Below are 15110 nucleotides of genomic sequence, written 5' to 3'. Positions count from 1 at the left end.
TTTGCTTGGGGTGCCCCCAAGCAAACGCCTCCTCCATTGTGGCATTTCCACTCGAAACCACACCCTCAGGATCGCGCGACTGCGCCGGGCACAGCCCGGCGCCCGGCCCAAGGGTTTTGTGGTGTTTTCGCGCAGCAGAACACCACAAACGCGCGGGAGCCCCCCCCTGGCCCTGGCGCTCCGTAGTAATACGCGCGGGTCTCGGTATTATTGACTCTGGACCGTCTTGGTACCAGAACCAAGCCCAACTGGCAGTTGATGGGAGAACTCGATGAAAAAGATCTATTCCAACGCCGCCGAAGCCCTCGATGGGGTGCTTCATGACGGCATGTTCATTGCGGCAGGCGGCTTTGGCCTCTGCGGCATTCCCGAGCTTCTGCTCGATGCAATCAAGGAGGCAGGCACCAAGGATCTGACCTTTGCCTCCAACAACGCAGGCGTTGATGACTTCGGCATTGGCATCCTGTTGCAGACCAAGCAGGTCAAAAAGATGATTTCATCCTATGTGGGTGAAAACGCTGAATTCATGCGCCAGTACCTGAGCGGCGAGCTGGAGCTGGAGTTCAATCCCCAAGGCACCCTGGCCGAGCGCATGCGTGCAGGCGGTGCGGGCATCCCAGGCTTTTACACCAAGACCGGTGTTGGCACGGTGATTGCCGACCACAAAGAGCACAAGGATTTTCCCACCGGCCCCGATGGTGCATCCGAGACCTATATCATGGAAGAGGGCATCTTTGCCGATCTGGCCATCATCAAGGCCTGGAAAGCAGATGCAACCGGCAACCTGGTGTTCCGCAAGACGGCGCGCAATTTCAATGCCCCTGCCGCCACCTGTGGCAAGATCTGTGTGGTCGAAGTGGAAGAGATCGTGCCCACTGGCTCGCTTGATCCAGACAGCATCCACCTGCCCGGCATCTATGTGCATCGCATCATCCAGGGTGATCACGAAAAACGCATCGAACAGCGCACAGTCCGCGCAAAACAGGAGGCCTGATCCATGGCATGGGACCGCAATCAAATGGCCGCCCGCGCAGCGCAGGAACTGCAGGATGGCTGGTATGTGAACCTCGGCATCGGCATTCCAACTCTGGTGTCCAACTACATTCCCGAAGGTGTCGAAGTGACCCTGCAATCGGAAAACGGCATGCTGGGCATGGGCCCCTTCCCCATTGATGGAGAAGAAGATGCCGACCTGATCAATGCCGGCAAGCAGACCATCACCGAACTGCCGCAGACCGCCTATTTTGACTCGGCGCAGAGCTTTGCGATGATCCGTGGCGGCAAGATCGCCATGGCCATCCTGGGCGCGATGGAAGTGGCCGAAAACGGCGACCTGGCAAACTGGATGATCCCCGGCAAGCTAGTCAAAGGCATGGGCGGCGCCATGGATCTGGTCGCTGGTGTTGGCCGTGTCGTTGTGGTCATGGATCACACCAACAAACACGGCGACAGCAAGCTGTTGAAGGAATGCAGCCTGCCCCTCACCGGTCAAAAGGTCGTGGATCGCATCATCACCAACCTTGGTGTGCTGGATGTCGTCGAAGGGGGCCTGAAAATCGTTGAATGCGCTGAAGGCGTCACCGAAGACGAGCTGCGGGCCGCAACACAGGCAACGCTTGTTAACTGAAACCGCAAGGCGCTGATTTCCGCCGAGCGGGCCGTAATAGGCATCGGCTGCGGTGTTTTCAGACATTGCAGACATTCCCTGGGTCCATCTGCCTGCGCAGTTGGGCCCTTTTTCACATCTGAACGGCCAAGTCATTGCACCGGTTTGGTGTTTGCCAATCCTGACCTTAACGTAACGTCAGATGGCCATTGGATCCAAAGGCTGGTCTACAGCTCAAAACCCAGAATACCTGCGTCTTTTTTGATAGCATAAAGACCATGTGCACAGATTGCTGTCACAAATACCTTGCCAAGCAGCACAGGTAGTTTATCCGATGGTCCACATTCCAACGATAATACGGCAGGCGCATGACAAACCCCAATGACCTTCCCAAACCGCAACCAACGGAGCGGTCTTCGCGCGATTGGGTGAAGATTCTGGCAAAATACCGCGAGCCGAATGAACTACGCAGCAGCTTTGAGCTTGGTGTCAGTGCCATCCCGTTTGTCCTGCTTTGGGCCCTGGCCTGGTGGGCGCTTTCGATCAGCTACTGGCTGACCTTTGGCATATCGGTACTGAATGCGGCCTTTTTGCTGCGCCTGTTCACCATTCAGCATGATTGCGGCCATGGTGCCTTTTTCAAGAACCGTCGGCTGAGCGACTGGGTCGGCCGGGTGCTGGGGGTTCTGACACTCACCCCCTATGACGTGTGGCGCCGCACCCATTCAGAGCACCACAGCGCGGCGGGGAACCTCGACAAGCGCGGCATGGGCGATGTGCATACGCTGACCGTGGCCGAATACAAGGCGCTGTCGACCTTTGGCAAACTGCACTACCGGGTCTATCGCAGCCCCTTTACCCTGTTTGGCTTGGGGCCTAGCTATCTGTTCCTGTTGCAGAACCGTATTCCACTGGGGCTGATGAACAGCCTGCGCTACTGGACCAGCGCCATGGGCACCAATCTGGCCATTCTGGCAGCGCTGGCGGTGATCTGGTATTTTGGCGGGTTGCTGCCGCTGCTGCTGATCTTTCTGCCCTCGACTATTCTGGCAGCCACGGCTGGCGTTTGGCTCTTCTATGTCCAGCACCAGTTTGAAACCACCCACTGGGAAACGGCCGAAGACTGGCAACTGCACGATGCGGCATTGAATGGCAGCTCTTACTATGTGCTGCCAGCAGTGCTGCAATGGTTCTCTGCCAATATCGGCATTCACCAGGTGCATCATCTTTACAGCCGCATCCCGTTTTACCGCCTGACAGAGGTGATCCGCGATCATTCCGAACTGGGGATGAAGAACCGGCTCACCATCCGAGAGAGCCTGTCCTGTGCCCGGCTGCATCTCTGGGACGAGAATAGCAAACGCCTGTTGTCTTTCTCTCAGGCGCGTGCGCTTTACGGCTAAGCCGCGCAGCACCGATAGACGCGGGGCTCTTACGGACTGGCCCCGCGTTCCCTCCCCTGCCCCTGCAGATGCCTATTTCAACTGGCGAAAAACGCAGCCATCGGAAATCAACTCGGGGGGTGTCAGGCAAAGCGCCCGTGCCACCTGGTAGGCAGCCAGCACCTTGGGAACATAGTCGCGGGTCTCGGCAAAAGGCGGCACACCTTGATGCGCCCGCACCGCGCCCTCTCCGGCGTTGTAGCCCGCCAGCGCCAGCACAGCATCCCCCGAGAACTCTTCCAGCAGCCAATCCAGATATTTAATCCCACCGCTGATATTCTGCGCGGCGTTCAACGCGTCATCGACGCCAAAGCGCGCGGCGGTATCCGGCATCAGCTGCATCAGCCCACCAGCGCCCGCCGAACTCACCGCATCGCTTTCGCCCGAGGATTCCACCGCGATCACCGCCAAGACCAGCGCAGGCGAAACCTTTGTCCCCGCCGAAGACAACAGGATCGGCGCCGCCTGCTCTTGTATGATCTGCTGCATCAGCTGCAGGCCCGGCGTCGAAACAGGTGTGGGCGCGGTCTGCAGGGCGGCCAGGGCGTTTTCTAGCCGATTGCGCTGCCCTTCGCCCTCTAGCCCGGCAGGGACCCGCTGCCAGAACCAGCCATAGCGGCCAACCTCTGCTGCCTCCCCTGCCGGACCGCTTGTGATCTCTGGACTGGTGACCCGAGCCAGAGGCGCGGGCTCGGTAATCTGGATGGTGATCTTTGGTGGTGTACCCGGCTTTGGCGCGGTGACACGCCGCGCTTCAAAGCTGGGAAAGGGCGGCGGCGGCGATTTCGCACCAACCGCCCCGTGGCCATTATCGGTGCCAATGCCAGTCGCGCTGCCACTTTGCTGGGCTGCGGCGGGCTCTGGAGCCAGGGCCAGGGCAAGCGCTGCGCAGAACACCTGCAGTCCCAATATTGATCTCTTGGTCATATCCGTGCTCGCTCAAAGGGTCTTTTGCCCAGCAGACTCGCCGATCGCGGCGACAAATGCCAGTTTTAGCGGGGCAAATCAGGCAAAATCGCCTTATTTCGCCTGTTCTGCCGCTGAACGGCCTCTGAGGTTGATAAAAGGTAAAGAAATAAAATCTACATTATCAACCAGTTAAAACCCTCCTTGTGGAAAAGTTAAATTTAGGCAGGGTTTTCCAGATTCCAGCCCAAATGCTGCCATGCTCTCCCGGCTATATATATTCATCCAAGCGACACAGGGTCGGTGAGAGAGAGAGACAGACCCTGAAACAACGTCGCCAGGACATAGAATATATTTAGTGATCCTTTGGAGGGACAACACAATGATCAAGTTCATCAAAAACTTCCGTAAAGACGACTCTGGCGCCGTGACCGTTGACTGGGTTGTTCTGACCGCTGCCGTCGCTGCCCTGGCCGGTGCCGCATACACTGCCATCGAAACCGCCACAGACACCGTGTCTGGCGACACCGCAACCTTCATCACCACCACCGGTGTAAACACCGTTGGTGCAGATGGTGCGAACGCAAACTGACGCCATAAGGTCTTGTCTCCTAGGCTATTGGCTTAGGCCTGCATAAGTTCCGAGGCCGCGTCTTTCAAAAGGACGCGGCCTCTTGTCCTAGGCTGAACGATTGCGAGTGTGCTATGAAAAAGTTCTGGTTGTTCATTGCCAGTGACGACGGTGCCGTGACTGTAGACTGGGTGGTCATGACGGCGGTTGTGGTTCTACTGGCTGCCATCATCTACACAATGATGCCCACTGCGATCTCTACCGTGGCGGAGAATACCCAAATCTACCTGGAAAGCATCGATTTCTTCTGACGCCATCGCCAGCCAGGCTGCTGCAGAATGCAGAGCCTGCCCTGTTACCACGACACAGCTCCGACCTTGCCAGGGAACTCTGACCCGGTCTGGACAATAATTGAGAGGTCTCAACCATGCGCGCAGTGTTTGGATTAGTCCTGATTGTCGGGGTCGCCCTCGCCGGTGGCGCCGTGATGATGGCCAAGAACTATATCACCGCCTACCAGAATGAGCTTGCACGGGAACGCGCCAATCGTGGCGAAGTGATCCCGACAACAGATGTTTTTGTTGCTAACAAGCCGCTGAAATACGGCGAGCGCCTGACAAAAGACGCCGTGCGCAAGGTGCGCTGGCCCAGCGAATCCATCCCCCAGGGTGCCTTTACTTCGCTTGACGAGTTGTTCCCCCCGGCCAATCCTGGCGATCTGCGGGTTGTGCTGCGGACAATGGAAAAAGACGAGGCCCTGCTGACTGCCAAGCTGACCAATCCAGGCCAGGGTGCCGGGATTACCTCGCAGTTGCGGCGCGGCATGCGCGCCTTTGCGATCAAGGTTGATGTCTCTTCTGGCGTTTCTGGCTTTTTGCGCCCCGGTGACCGTGTCGACGTTTACTGGACCGGGTCGGTACGCGGTCAAAGCAGTGGCGGCAATCAGGAAATCACCCGGCTGATTGAACCCAGCATTGAACTGATCGCCGTTGACCAAAGCGCCAGCTCTGAAATCAATGGTGCAACCATCGCCCGCACCGTGACCGTCGCGGTACAGCCCGGACAGGTTGCTGCGCTGGCACAGGCGCAGACAACCGGGCGGCTGTCGCTGTCGCTTGTTGGGGCCGGTGACGATACTGTTGCTTCCGTCATAGAAGTGAACCAGCGCAGTCTTTTGGGGCTGGGCGAACGCCAGATACCAGAGCCGGTAGAGCAAAAACGCGTCTGCACCATCCGCACCCGACGCGGTGCAGAGGTGGTCGAGATCCCGATCCCCTGCACCAACTGATCCGGTCGCCCCCCTCCTGGCCACCATCTCGCCAGAGCGATAACTGATGTGTTCTCAATAAATTGCCCCATATACCGAGCCATCCCAAAAGGGTGGCTCGGTTTTGTCTGTTGCCATCGGCCCACAGCAAAGCCGCCTCAGAAGCCATTGATTCTTGCAATAATTCACAAATTGCAGCACAGTGCCCCACAACACCGGGCAAAAAGACCCGAAATTGAGGCGTGATCGGAAAGGCAGGTCACATGAAAATTCGTAGAATTATGACGGCGGCGCTCACTGGGCTTTCGCTGCTCTGCATGAGTGCGCCAGATGTGGCGCAGGCCAATGGGCTGCGGGTTGTCAAGCGCGGCACCTCTGTCACCTTGGACGTGCCAATGAACCGCGCAGTGGTGGTCGAAAGCGACGACCCCTTTGCCGAGCTGAGCATCGCCAACCCCAATATCGCCGATATTTCATCCCTATCGGATCGTACCATTTATGTGCTGGGCAAATCACCGGGCCTTACCACGCTGACGTTGTTGGATGCCTCTGGCCAGTTGATCACCAATGTAAACGTCCGGGTTGCGGCAGATGTGTCGGAATTCAAACAGCGCCTTGGCCAGATCCTGCCCGGTGAAAAGATCGAGGTCCGCACGGCCAATGACGGTATCGTGCTGTCCGGCAATGTCTCTAGCGCGGCCCGACTGCAACGTGCCCTTGATCTGGCCGAACGCTACGCCCCCGAACGTGTCAGCAATTTGATGAGCGTCGGTGGCGTGCAGCAGGTGATGCTCAAGGTACGCTTTGCCGAAATGCAGCGCTCGGTCTCCAAGGCGCTGCACGCGTCGGTCACTGGCGGTCACCGCAACAGTACGAACCCCAATACCGGCGGCGAAACTGGCCAGTTCCTCATAGGCGGAAACGGCATCGGAAACCCGCTGCAGGTCAAGGACGGCATCGCCGGTGCGCTGGCCTTTCAGTTTGGCATCGGTTCGATGCAGGTTGGTCTGCTGCTGGAAGCGCTGGAAAAAAAGGGCGTGGTCCGGACCCTAGCTGAACCGAACCTCTCTGCTCTGTCAGGTCAGGAAGCAAAGTTTCTGGCTGGTGGCGAATACCCCATCCCTGTTTCTCAGGAAGCGGGAGTTGTCACCATTGAATTCAAACCCTTCGGGATCGAGCTGAACTTCACCCCTCGGGTGGTAGACGGCGACTTGATCAATCTTGAAATGCGCGCCGCGGTCTCGGCCATTGACGCCAGCAACTCAATTACCGCAGCCGGTCTGGAAATCAGCGCTTTTTCGCGGCGTGAAACCTCTACCACCGTGGAACTGCGCGATGGCGAAAGCTTTGCGGTGGCTGGTCTGGTGCAGGACGATTTCCTTGATAACACGTCGCAGGTGCCATGGATTGGTGACGTCCCTATTCTGGGCAGCCTGTTCCGCAGCGCCGACTATCGGCGCAATCAGACCGAACTGGTGATCATTGTCAGCGCCCATCTGGTCACGCCCACCCGTGGCGAAGCCCTCAGCCTGCCGACCGATCGCATCAAGCCGCCAAGCGAGGCTGAACTGTTCCTGCTGGGCCGTACGGCCAATACACAGAAAGGCCCCGCCAGCGAAGTTGCCAAGCAAGACTTCAATGGCTCTTACGGCTATGTGATGGACTGACCTAAAGGATGACCGGGAAAATGATCAAAAGCATGACCCTCGTTGGGCTGGTTCTTAGCATCTCAGCCTGCAGCTATAATCAGGCAGGAGAGCCACTTGATGAAAGCCTTCTGGGGGCATCGACGCGCAACAACGCCGCGATGATGAGCGGCGAAGACGCCTATGCCATCCAACTGGCGACGCGCTTTGCCGAGGAAGTGCCAACCACCATCAATTTTGCTTTTGATGACGCCAGGCTGGACGGCGAAGCCCGCGCGGTTCTGGATCGCCAGGCCAGCTGGATCAAGCAATTCCCCGAAGTGCGCTTCCGCGTCTATGGTCATACCGATTCTGTTGGCAGCAGCAGCTACAACAAACGTCTGGGCCTGCGCCGCGCCCGCGCTGCCGTCAACCATCTGGTCAGCCGTGGTATCAGCCGCAATCGCCTGGAGGCCATGGTATCGCAGGGGGAAAGCCAGCCGCTGATCCTGACCCAACAGGCCGAACGCCGCAATCGCCGCACCGTGACCGAAGTCAGCGGCTTTCTGAAGCGCCATCCTACGGTTCTGGATGGGAAATATGCGCAGATCATCTACCGGGACTATGTGGCCAGCGCAGTATCCAATACCACGCTTACCTCCGATCAAGCGCTGAACACCAACCTGGAATAGGTAAGGTTCCTTTAACAATTCCCTACATTTGGGGCTTTTTGGCCCCAATCTTGCCCAGATCTTCATCGACATTGAGCCTCAGAGGTAACCTGCGTTCCGTCTTGCGTCAGGCGACTTTGAAACCAAGAGGATGATGTCGATGAGCAGTGAAGTGCCGCAAACAGAAACCCCTGCCATTGTCGCCTGCACCATCAGCCGCGACGTGCAGAACTTTGACCTCTTGATTGAAGACATGGAAGCGGCCCTGGGCGAGGCCTGGGGCGATCTGGGCTTTAACGAAACCCTGGCCTTCTTTGCCCAACCCGAAGCCGAAACCCTTGAATTTGTAGCCCTGGCGATGGATGGCGAAGACGAAGCCAACCTGGCCCAGATGGGAGAGATCATCAGCCAGGCCAAGGCGCGCGACATCAAGGTAATCCTGATCGCCGAAGAAGTCAGCCCGGCGGCATTGCATACCCTGCTGCGCCAGGGGGCTGATGAATTCATCCCCTACCCGCTGCCCGAACGCGAATTACAGGCGGCAATTGACCGGCTGAGCACACCTGAACCAGAGCCCGTCGCCGCAAGCACCCTGCACCCATTGCAGGAAAACTCCCGCCGTGAAGGCGCGGTGATCGTTTGCCACGGGCTGGCCGGAGGCACCGGTTCGACCACCCTGGCCGTGAATCTCGCTTGGGAACTGGCAGAGATCAGCACACAGAAATCGCCTTCGGTCTGCCTGTTGGATTTCGACATGCAGCAGGGGTCTGTCTCTACCTATCTGGACCTGCCCCGCCGAGAGGTGGTGATGGAGATGTTCAACGAAACCGAGAACATGGATGCCGAAATGTTTGGCCAGGCCCTGTTGCCGTTTCAGGAAAAACTGCAGGTGCTGACCGCACCCAGCGAAATGATCCCGCTTGAATTCATCACGGTTGAAGATGTGGAACGCGTGGTGGAAATGGCCCGCAGCCATTTTGATTTTGTCATCATTGATATGCCTCATACGCTGGTGCAATGGTCTGAAACCATCCTGCAAATGGCGCATGTGTATTTCGCCCTGATCGAGCTGGACATGCGCTCTGCCCAGAACGCGCTGCGGCTGAAACGGGCGCTGCAATCCGAAGGCCTGCCTTTTGACAAGCTGCGCTTTGCCCTGAACCGGGCGCCAAAGTTCACCGATCTCAGCGGTAAGAGTCGCGTCAAACGGATGGCCGAAAGCCTGGACATTGCCATTGATCTGCAGCTGCCAGATGGCGGCAAGCCCATCGCCCAAAGCTGCGATCACGGGCTGCCACTGGCCATGTCCAACGCCAAGAACCCCCTGCGCAAAGAAATCGCCAAATTGGCGCGCTCTCTGCATGATCTGGGGGCCAGTGAGGCCGAGGCCGCCGCCTAGTTTCGAACCTCTGAAACGTCATAGAGCAACCTTGGGGGTCTCTCATGTTTTCCAAATACAAGAAGCCAGTCACCAAACCAAAAGCAGAAATCGCCAAACCAGCGGCCCTAGCTGCCGCAACCCCCGTGCCTGCCGCCAAGCCGAGCGCAAGCCTGCGCCGCCCCACAACCGCGCGCATAGCCGCCGAGGCCACAGCCCAGGACAAAGAGCGCAAACGCCAGGAGAGACTGAGCGACATCAAGGTTCAGCTGCACCGCGATCTGCTGGAAAACCTCAATCTGGCAGCCCTGGAAACCGCCCCGGAAGCGGAATTGCGCGGCGAGATATCGGCCATCGCCTCAGAGCTGCTCGAGGAAAAGGGCATTGTGCTCAACCGCGAAGACCGCATGACCCTGAACAAGGAACTCTACGACGAGGTGACCGGCCTTGGCCCGCTAGAGACCCTGCTGCAGGATGACACGGTCAGCGATATTCTTGTCAATGGTCCGCATCAGATCTTTATCGAGCGCAGCGGTAAACTGCAGCTGAGCAATATCGCCTTCAAGGATGAAAAGCACCTGATGCGGATCATCGACAAGATCGTCTCGGCCGTTGGCCGCCGGGTCGATGAAAGCAACCCTTATGTCGATGCCCGCCTTGCCGATGGCTCGCGTTTCAACGCCATGGTCCCCCCGGTTGCGGTGGATGGTTCGCTGGTGTCGATCCGAAAGTTCAAAAAGGACAAACTCGGCATTGATGATCTGGTTGAATTTGGCGCCTTCACAGAAGAAATGGCCGCCTACCTCCAGGCGGCGGTCTCCACCCGGCTCAACGTGATCGTCTCGGGCGGGACCGGTTCTGGTAAAACCACCACGTTGAACGCGCTATCCTCGTTTATCGATAATTCCGAACGTATCCTCACCATCGAAGACACCGCCGAACTGCAGCTGCAACAGACCCATGTGGGCCGGATGGAAAGCCGCCCACCCAATGTGGAAGGCAAAGGCGAAGTTTCCCCGCGCGACTGTCTGAAAAACGCCCTGCGGATGCGGCCTGATCGCATCATCGTCGGTGAAACCCGTGGCGAAGAAGTCATCGACATGCTGCAGGCGATGAACACTGGCCACGATGGGTCGATGACCACCATTCACGCCAACTCGGCGCGCGATGGGATTTCACGACTGGAAAACATGATCGCCATGGCCGGCATGGAGATGCCAATCAAGGCAGTCCGCAGCCAGATCTCTTCAGCGGTAAACGTGATTGTACAGGCCTCGCGCCTGCAGGATGGCTCTCGCCGCATGACGTCGATCACCGAAATCACCGGCATGGAAGGCGATGTCATCTCCATGCAAGAGCTGTTCCGCTTTCAGCGCGTAGGCCTGACCCCCGACAACAAGATTATTGGCCATTTCACCGCCAGCGGTGTGCGCAGCCACTATTCCGAGCGCTTCCGCCTCTGGGGCTATGATCTGCCGCCGTCGATCTACGAACCCAGCCAAGTGGAGGTCTGAACATGCAACTGAGTGCAGAGCCGGTCATCTATCTATTGATCTTTGTTGGGGTGGTGGTGCTGGTCGAAGGCATCTACCTGGTTGCCTTTGGCAAATCCATCCGGCTGAACAGCCAGGTCAACCGTCGCCTTGAAATGATGGAAAAGGGCAGTTCCCGTCAACAGGTACTGGAGCAGCTGCGCAAAGAGATGGGGCAACATGGGAAATCCAAGACCATCCCGCTCTACTCCTTGCTGGCGGAACGGGCACAGAAGGCGGCAATTGCCTTTAGTCCCAAGCAATTGATGCTGATCATGGCGGGCCTTGCCACCTTTGCCTTTATCGGGCTGAGCATCGGCACCGGCACCCCCCTGCCCGCGCGGATCCTGGCCGCGATTGTCATCGGCATTGGCGGTGTGTTCTTCTGGGTCAACAAAAAAGCCGCTAAACGCATGAGCATGATCGAAGAGCAACTGCCCGATGCGGTTGAGCTGATGGTGCGCAGCCTGCGTGTCGGCCATCCGTTCAATTCGACTGTGCAGATCGTCGCCAATGAGATCGAAGACCCGCTGGCCACCGAATTTGGCATCATCGCAGATGAAAGCACCTATGGCCGCGATATTGGCGAAGCCCTGAAGGAAATGGCCGAACGACTTGATATTCAGGATCTGCGGTTTTTGTCGGTGGCGGTGACCATCCAGCAGCAATCAGGCGGCAACCTGGCCGAAGTGCTGGCCGGCCTGGCCAAGGTGATCCGGGCACGATTCCGCCTGTTTCGCCGGGTCAAGGCGATCACGGCCGAGGCCCAGTGGTCAGGCAAATTCCTGTCTGCCTTTCCCTTGCTGGCGCTGATTGGCACCCTGGTCAAGGATCCACACTACTATGACGGCGTCATGGATCACCCCTGGTTCATTCCTGCCTGTTTCTTTGTTGGGATCATGCTAACGGTCAATCTGTTTGTCATGCGCGTCCTGACCAACATCAAGGTATGAGGAGCACGACATGAGCATCCTGACCACAATAGAAACATTCCTGACCGACCAATTTGGCGCCTTTGGCCCGCTTTTGGTACTGGGGGTGCTGGGCGTGTTTATGGTTCTGCTGGCCGTTCTTTTGCTGCTGAACCAGCCAGAAGATCCACTCAGCAAGCTGCAGCGCGAGATAGCCCCCGGCCCCAGCAACAAGCCGCAAACAGAGCGCCTGCGCCAAAAAAACCGCAACGAGCAGTTGCAAAAATTTGCCAGCTTCCTGGAACCACAAAACGCCGAAGAGCTCTCAGCGATGGAGTTGAAGCTGCGCCAGGCGGGCTATGCCTCCAAGGATGCAGTACGGGTGTTTCACTTTGCCCAGATGGCCTTGGGGTTGCTTGGCCTGGCAGCCGGGCTATTCTATGTCTATGTGCTGAACGCCGATTTCAAATTCGACACCCAGGCCATGGTGTTGCGGATCATTGGCCCCGGTGGTGCGGGCTATCTGCTGCCAAAATACTGGGTCACCCGCCGCATTGCCGAGCGCAAGGAAGAAATCGAATCCGGTTTCCCGGATTCGCTTGATATGATGCTGGTCTGCGTTGAAGCCGGTCAATCACTGGATCAATCCATCGTGCGCGTTGCGTCTGAATTGCAGGCCTCCTACCCGCAGCTGGCCTTTGAATTTGAAATTGTCGCCCAGGAAATGAAGGCCGGCAAGGACAAGGAAAAGGTGCTGCGCGACATGGGCACCCGCTGTGGGGTGCAGGACATTTCCTCTTTTGTGACCGTGATGATCCAATCTGCGGCCTTTGGGACCTCGATCGCCGAAGCGCTGCGGGTCTATGCCGCCGAAATGCGAGATAAACGAGTCATGCGCGCCGAAGAGGCCGCAAATAAGTTGCCAGTGAAGATGACCATCGCCACAATGATGCTGACGGTGCCGCCGCTGCTGATAATCCTCGTTGGTCCGTCGATGCAAAACATTGCGAATATGGGCAACACTGGCAACTGATGATGACGACATTCAAACGGATCTTTTCCGTTTTCCGATATGGACCGCGCACTGCCGCCCTTGCTTTCTGCTGGGTGGCAGTTGGCTGTTCTCCATCTGCAATTTCCGAAAACACCTCTGGCACCTGGGCCCCGGGCGTCGACACCCGGCAAGAGGGCGAAGATCCGCTGGTGGTGGGGCATCGCCTGATGGCGGCGGAAGAATACGAACTGGCCCTGGATGCGTTTATGCGGGCCACGCTGGACCACGGGCTAACGCCGGAAATCCTGTCCAGCCTCGGCTCTGCCAACCTTGGGCTTCGGCGGTTGGGTCAGGCCGAAGACCTGCTGCGGCGCGCCATCAAAGCCGCCCCTGACTGGGCAGCCCCGCACAATAATCTGGGTGTCGTGCTGCTTGAACGCGGCAAAACCCCCGAGGCGGTGCAAATTCTCAAGCGCGCCTATGCGCTCGACAATGGCGAAAGTGACGCAATTCGGGATAATTTGCGCATGGCCCTCGAAAAATTTGAAAATACCCCCCATACTGGGCCGCAAAGCACAGAAAGCAACATCTATAAGTTGGTGCAACAGGGCGGGGGAAGCTACGCAATTCGCAAAACCCCCGATCTCTAGAGGCAGAGCAGCAAAGGGACGCAAAATGCGCCATGTATTTCTAACATCTGCATGTCTGGCAGGCGCACTGGCGCTGTCGGCCTGCGAGAAAGATGCGGATGAAACCGTTGAACGCGCCTTTCAGGACGTCAATGTCATTGACGAAAGCAACCTCAACGACGTGATGATGACGGTGGCTGATCCCAATCAGGCGGTGAATTACTTCCGCGACACCGTCAAGGACAGCCCCGACAGGATCGACCTGCAGCGCGGCCTGGCCATTTCGTTGATCCGCGCCAAGCGCAACACCGAAGCCGTCGCGGCCTGGAAAAAGGTGGTCGCTCTGCCAGAGGCAAACAACGATGATCATCTCGGTCTGGCCGATGCCCAGATCCGCACCGGCGACTGGGAGGGGGCCAAGGTCGCACTGAACGCCATTCCGCCCACCCATGAAACCTACCAACGCTATCGCCTGGAAGCCATGGTGGCAGATGCCAATGAGGATTGGAAACGCGCCGACAGTTTTTATGAAATCGCCGCAGGCCTGACCACCAGCCCCGCCAAGATCATGAACAACTGGGGATACTCCAAGCTGACCCGCGGCGACTACCGCGAGGCAGAGCGGCTGTTTGGCGAAGCCATCCATCAGGATCAAAGCCTGTTCACCGCAAAGAACAATCTGGTTCTGGCCCGCGGCGCACAGCGCAACTATGATCTGCCGGTGATGTCCATGACCCAGACCGAACAGGCCAAGTTGCTGCATACGCTGGCGCTTGCAGCGGTCAAACAGGGCGATGTAAAGACAGGCGAAGGCCTGCTGCGTCAGGCCGTGGCCACCCACCCGCAGCACTTTGAGGCCGCAGCCAAGGCGTTGGACGCCCTGGAGAACAGCTGATCATGGTGGGGCTTGTCGGCTCGGCCGAGGTTGCCCGCTGGTTCCTGCCCTTTGTGCTACCGCTGTGTTTCGCGGCCGCCTATACCGACCTGAGCATGATGCGCATCCCCAACTGGATCAATGACAGCCTCGGCGCAGTCTATGTGATCCTTGGGCTATTCATCATGCCGACTTGGGCTGACTATGGCTGGCAACTGCTGCACCTGCCGATTGGCGTCGCGCTGGGGTTTGTGTTCTTTTCCGCCGGGGTCATGGGGGCTGGGGATGCCAAATTCATCGGCGCGGCTGCGCCGCTGGTTGTCCTGGCAGACCTCCCTGCTCTGGTGATGATCTACTCTGCCAACCTGCTGGCCGCCTTTGCCACCCATCGCCTGACAAAATTTACCCCCCTGCGCAGCCTCGCACCCAGTTGGAGCAGCTGGAACGTCGGCAAGAAATTCCCCATGGGCTTTAGCCTTGGTGGGACCTTGGCCATCTATCTGATACTGGTGGCCTGTTTCGGGCGCTGAAGGCGATTTTTAACGGCGGCGATCCCCGATGACAAACCTCAGGCTGGGGCAGAAATCGCCCATTGCCGCCAATCCATTTCAAATTCGCCGCAGCCTATCGCCAAAATGCTATGGCTTTGCCTCAGTCTTGCCGCAGTGCTGAATAGACTGTGGCCCACGCCTGCCCGCAGCTTT

Annotated in this window: 16 protein-coding genes; 15 read left to right on the top strand and 1 reads right to left on the bottom strand. The window is 58.0% G+C overall.

The genetic code is table 11. The features are described from left to right. The first annotated feature begins 271 nt into the window (after window positions 1-271). From ACN0VH_RS15445 to ACN0VH_RS15435, 3 genes are all read left to right on the top strand, one after another. Window positions 272-994 carry a CoA transferase subunit A gene (locus tag ACN0VH_RS15445; protein ID WP_278921332.1) on the top strand — a complete coding sequence of 241 codons (723 nt, stop codon included), beginning with the start codon at window positions 272-274 and terminating at the stop codon, window positions 992-994. Window positions 995-997: 3 nt separating this feature from the next. Continuing rightward, window positions 998-1627 carry a 3-oxoacid CoA-transferase subunit B gene (locus ACN0VH_RS15440; RefSeq protein WP_278921333.1) on the top strand — a complete coding sequence of 210 codons (630 nt, stop codon included), beginning with the start codon at window positions 998-1000 and terminating at the stop codon, window positions 1625-1627. A gap of 347 nt (window positions 1628-1974) precedes the next feature. Next, entirely contained in the window at window positions 1975-3009 is a 1035-nt protein-coding gene (locus ACN0VH_RS15435) for a fatty acid desaturase (RefSeq protein WP_278921334.1), read from the top strand. Window positions 3010-3081: 72 nt separating this feature from the next. Here the strand turns inward: ACN0VH_RS15435 and ACN0VH_RS15430 are convergent, their stop codons facing one another. Then, the gene (locus ACN0VH_RS15430) at window positions 3082-3975 is read right to left on the bottom strand and encodes a lytic transglycosylase domain-containing protein (RefSeq protein WP_278921335.1); all 894 of its coding nucleotides are present in this window, start codon (window positions 3973-3975) and stop codon (window positions 3082-3084) included. Window positions 3976-4336: 361 nt separating this feature from the next. Between ACN0VH_RS15430 and ACN0VH_RS15425 the strand changes: the two genes are divergently transcribed. The 12 genes from ACN0VH_RS15425 (at window position 4337) to ACN0VH_RS15370 (ending at window position 14936) form a co-directional block, all read left to right on the top strand. Beyond that, a complete protein-coding gene (locus ACN0VH_RS15425; protein ID WP_417701097.1) occupies window positions 4337-4546 on the top strand; it encodes a hypothetical protein in 210 nt (69 codons plus the stop codon). A 113-nt stretch (window positions 4547-4659) separates the two neighbouring features. Beyond that, window positions 4660-4836 carry a hypothetical protein gene (locus ACN0VH_RS15420; protein WP_278921337.1) on the top strand — a complete coding sequence of 59 codons (177 nt, stop codon included), beginning with the start codon at window positions 4660-4662 and terminating at the stop codon, window positions 4834-4836. A gap of 116 nt (window positions 4837-4952) precedes the next feature. Then, complete coding sequence (gene cpaB / locus ACN0VH_RS15415; protein WP_417701096.1) at window positions 4953-5813, top strand: Flp pilus assembly protein CpaB; 861 nt, start codon at window positions 4953-4955, stop codon at window positions 5811-5813. Window positions 5814-6055: 242 nt separating this feature from the next. Then, window positions 6056-7459 (top strand): type II and III secretion system protein family protein, encoded by a 1404-nt coding sequence (locus tag ACN0VH_RS15410; RefSeq protein WP_417701095.1) that lies wholly within the window; start codon window positions 6056-6058, stop codon window positions 7457-7459. A gap of 20 nt (window positions 7460-7479) precedes the next feature. Then, window positions 7480-8109 carry an OmpA family protein gene (locus ACN0VH_RS15405; RefSeq protein ID WP_417701093.1) on the top strand — a complete coding sequence of 210 codons (630 nt, stop codon included), beginning with the start codon at window positions 7480-7482 and terminating at the stop codon, window positions 8107-8109. Between the two features lie 139 nt (window positions 8110-8248). Further along, on the top strand, window positions 8249-9487 hold the full coding sequence (locus ACN0VH_RS15400) for a CpaE/TadZ family protein (protein WP_278921341.1): 1239 nt from the start codon (window positions 8249-8251) through the stop codon (window positions 9485-9487). A gap of 44 nt (window positions 9488-9531) precedes the next feature. Further along, window positions 9532-10980: a TadA family conjugal transfer-associated ATPase gene (locus tag ACN0VH_RS15395; protein WP_417701091.1), complete on the top strand. Its 1449-nt coding sequence runs from the start codon at window positions 9532-9534 to the stop codon at window positions 10978-10980. Window positions 10981-10982: 2 nt separating this feature from the next. After that, entirely contained in the window at window positions 10983-11951 is a 969-nt protein-coding gene (locus ACN0VH_RS15390; protein ID WP_278921343.1) for a type II secretion system F family protein, read from the top strand. 10 nt (window positions 11952-11961) lie between these two features. Then, entirely contained in the window at window positions 11962-12942 is a 981-nt protein-coding gene (locus tag ACN0VH_RS15385; RefSeq protein WP_278921344.1) for a type II secretion system F family protein, read from the top strand. 2 nt (window positions 12943-12944) lie between these two features. Further along, complete coding sequence (locus tag ACN0VH_RS15380; RefSeq protein WP_278921345.1) at window positions 12945-13553, top strand: tetratricopeptide repeat protein; 609 nt, start codon at window positions 12945-12947, stop codon at window positions 13551-13553. 25 nt (window positions 13554-13578) lie between these two features. Continuing rightward, window positions 13579-14427 carry a tetratricopeptide repeat protein gene (locus ACN0VH_RS15375; protein ID WP_278921346.1) on the top strand — a complete coding sequence of 283 codons (849 nt, stop codon included), beginning with the start codon at window positions 13579-13581 and terminating at the stop codon, window positions 14425-14427. Window positions 14428-14429: 2 nt separating this feature from the next. After that, window positions 14430-14936 carry a prepilin peptidase gene (locus tag ACN0VH_RS15370; RefSeq protein WP_278921347.1) on the top strand — a complete coding sequence of 169 codons (507 nt, stop codon included), beginning with the start codon at window positions 14430-14432 and terminating at the stop codon, window positions 14934-14936. Window positions 14937-15110 lie beyond the last annotated feature (174 nt).

It is taken from the genome of Pseudophaeobacter sp. (assembly GCF_048267565.1).
Classification (GTDB): Bacteria; Pseudomonadota; Alphaproteobacteria; order Rhodobacterales; family Rhodobacteraceae; genus Pseudophaeobacter; species Pseudophaeobacter profundi.
This window is presented reverse-complemented; position numbering and strand designations above follow the sequence as displayed.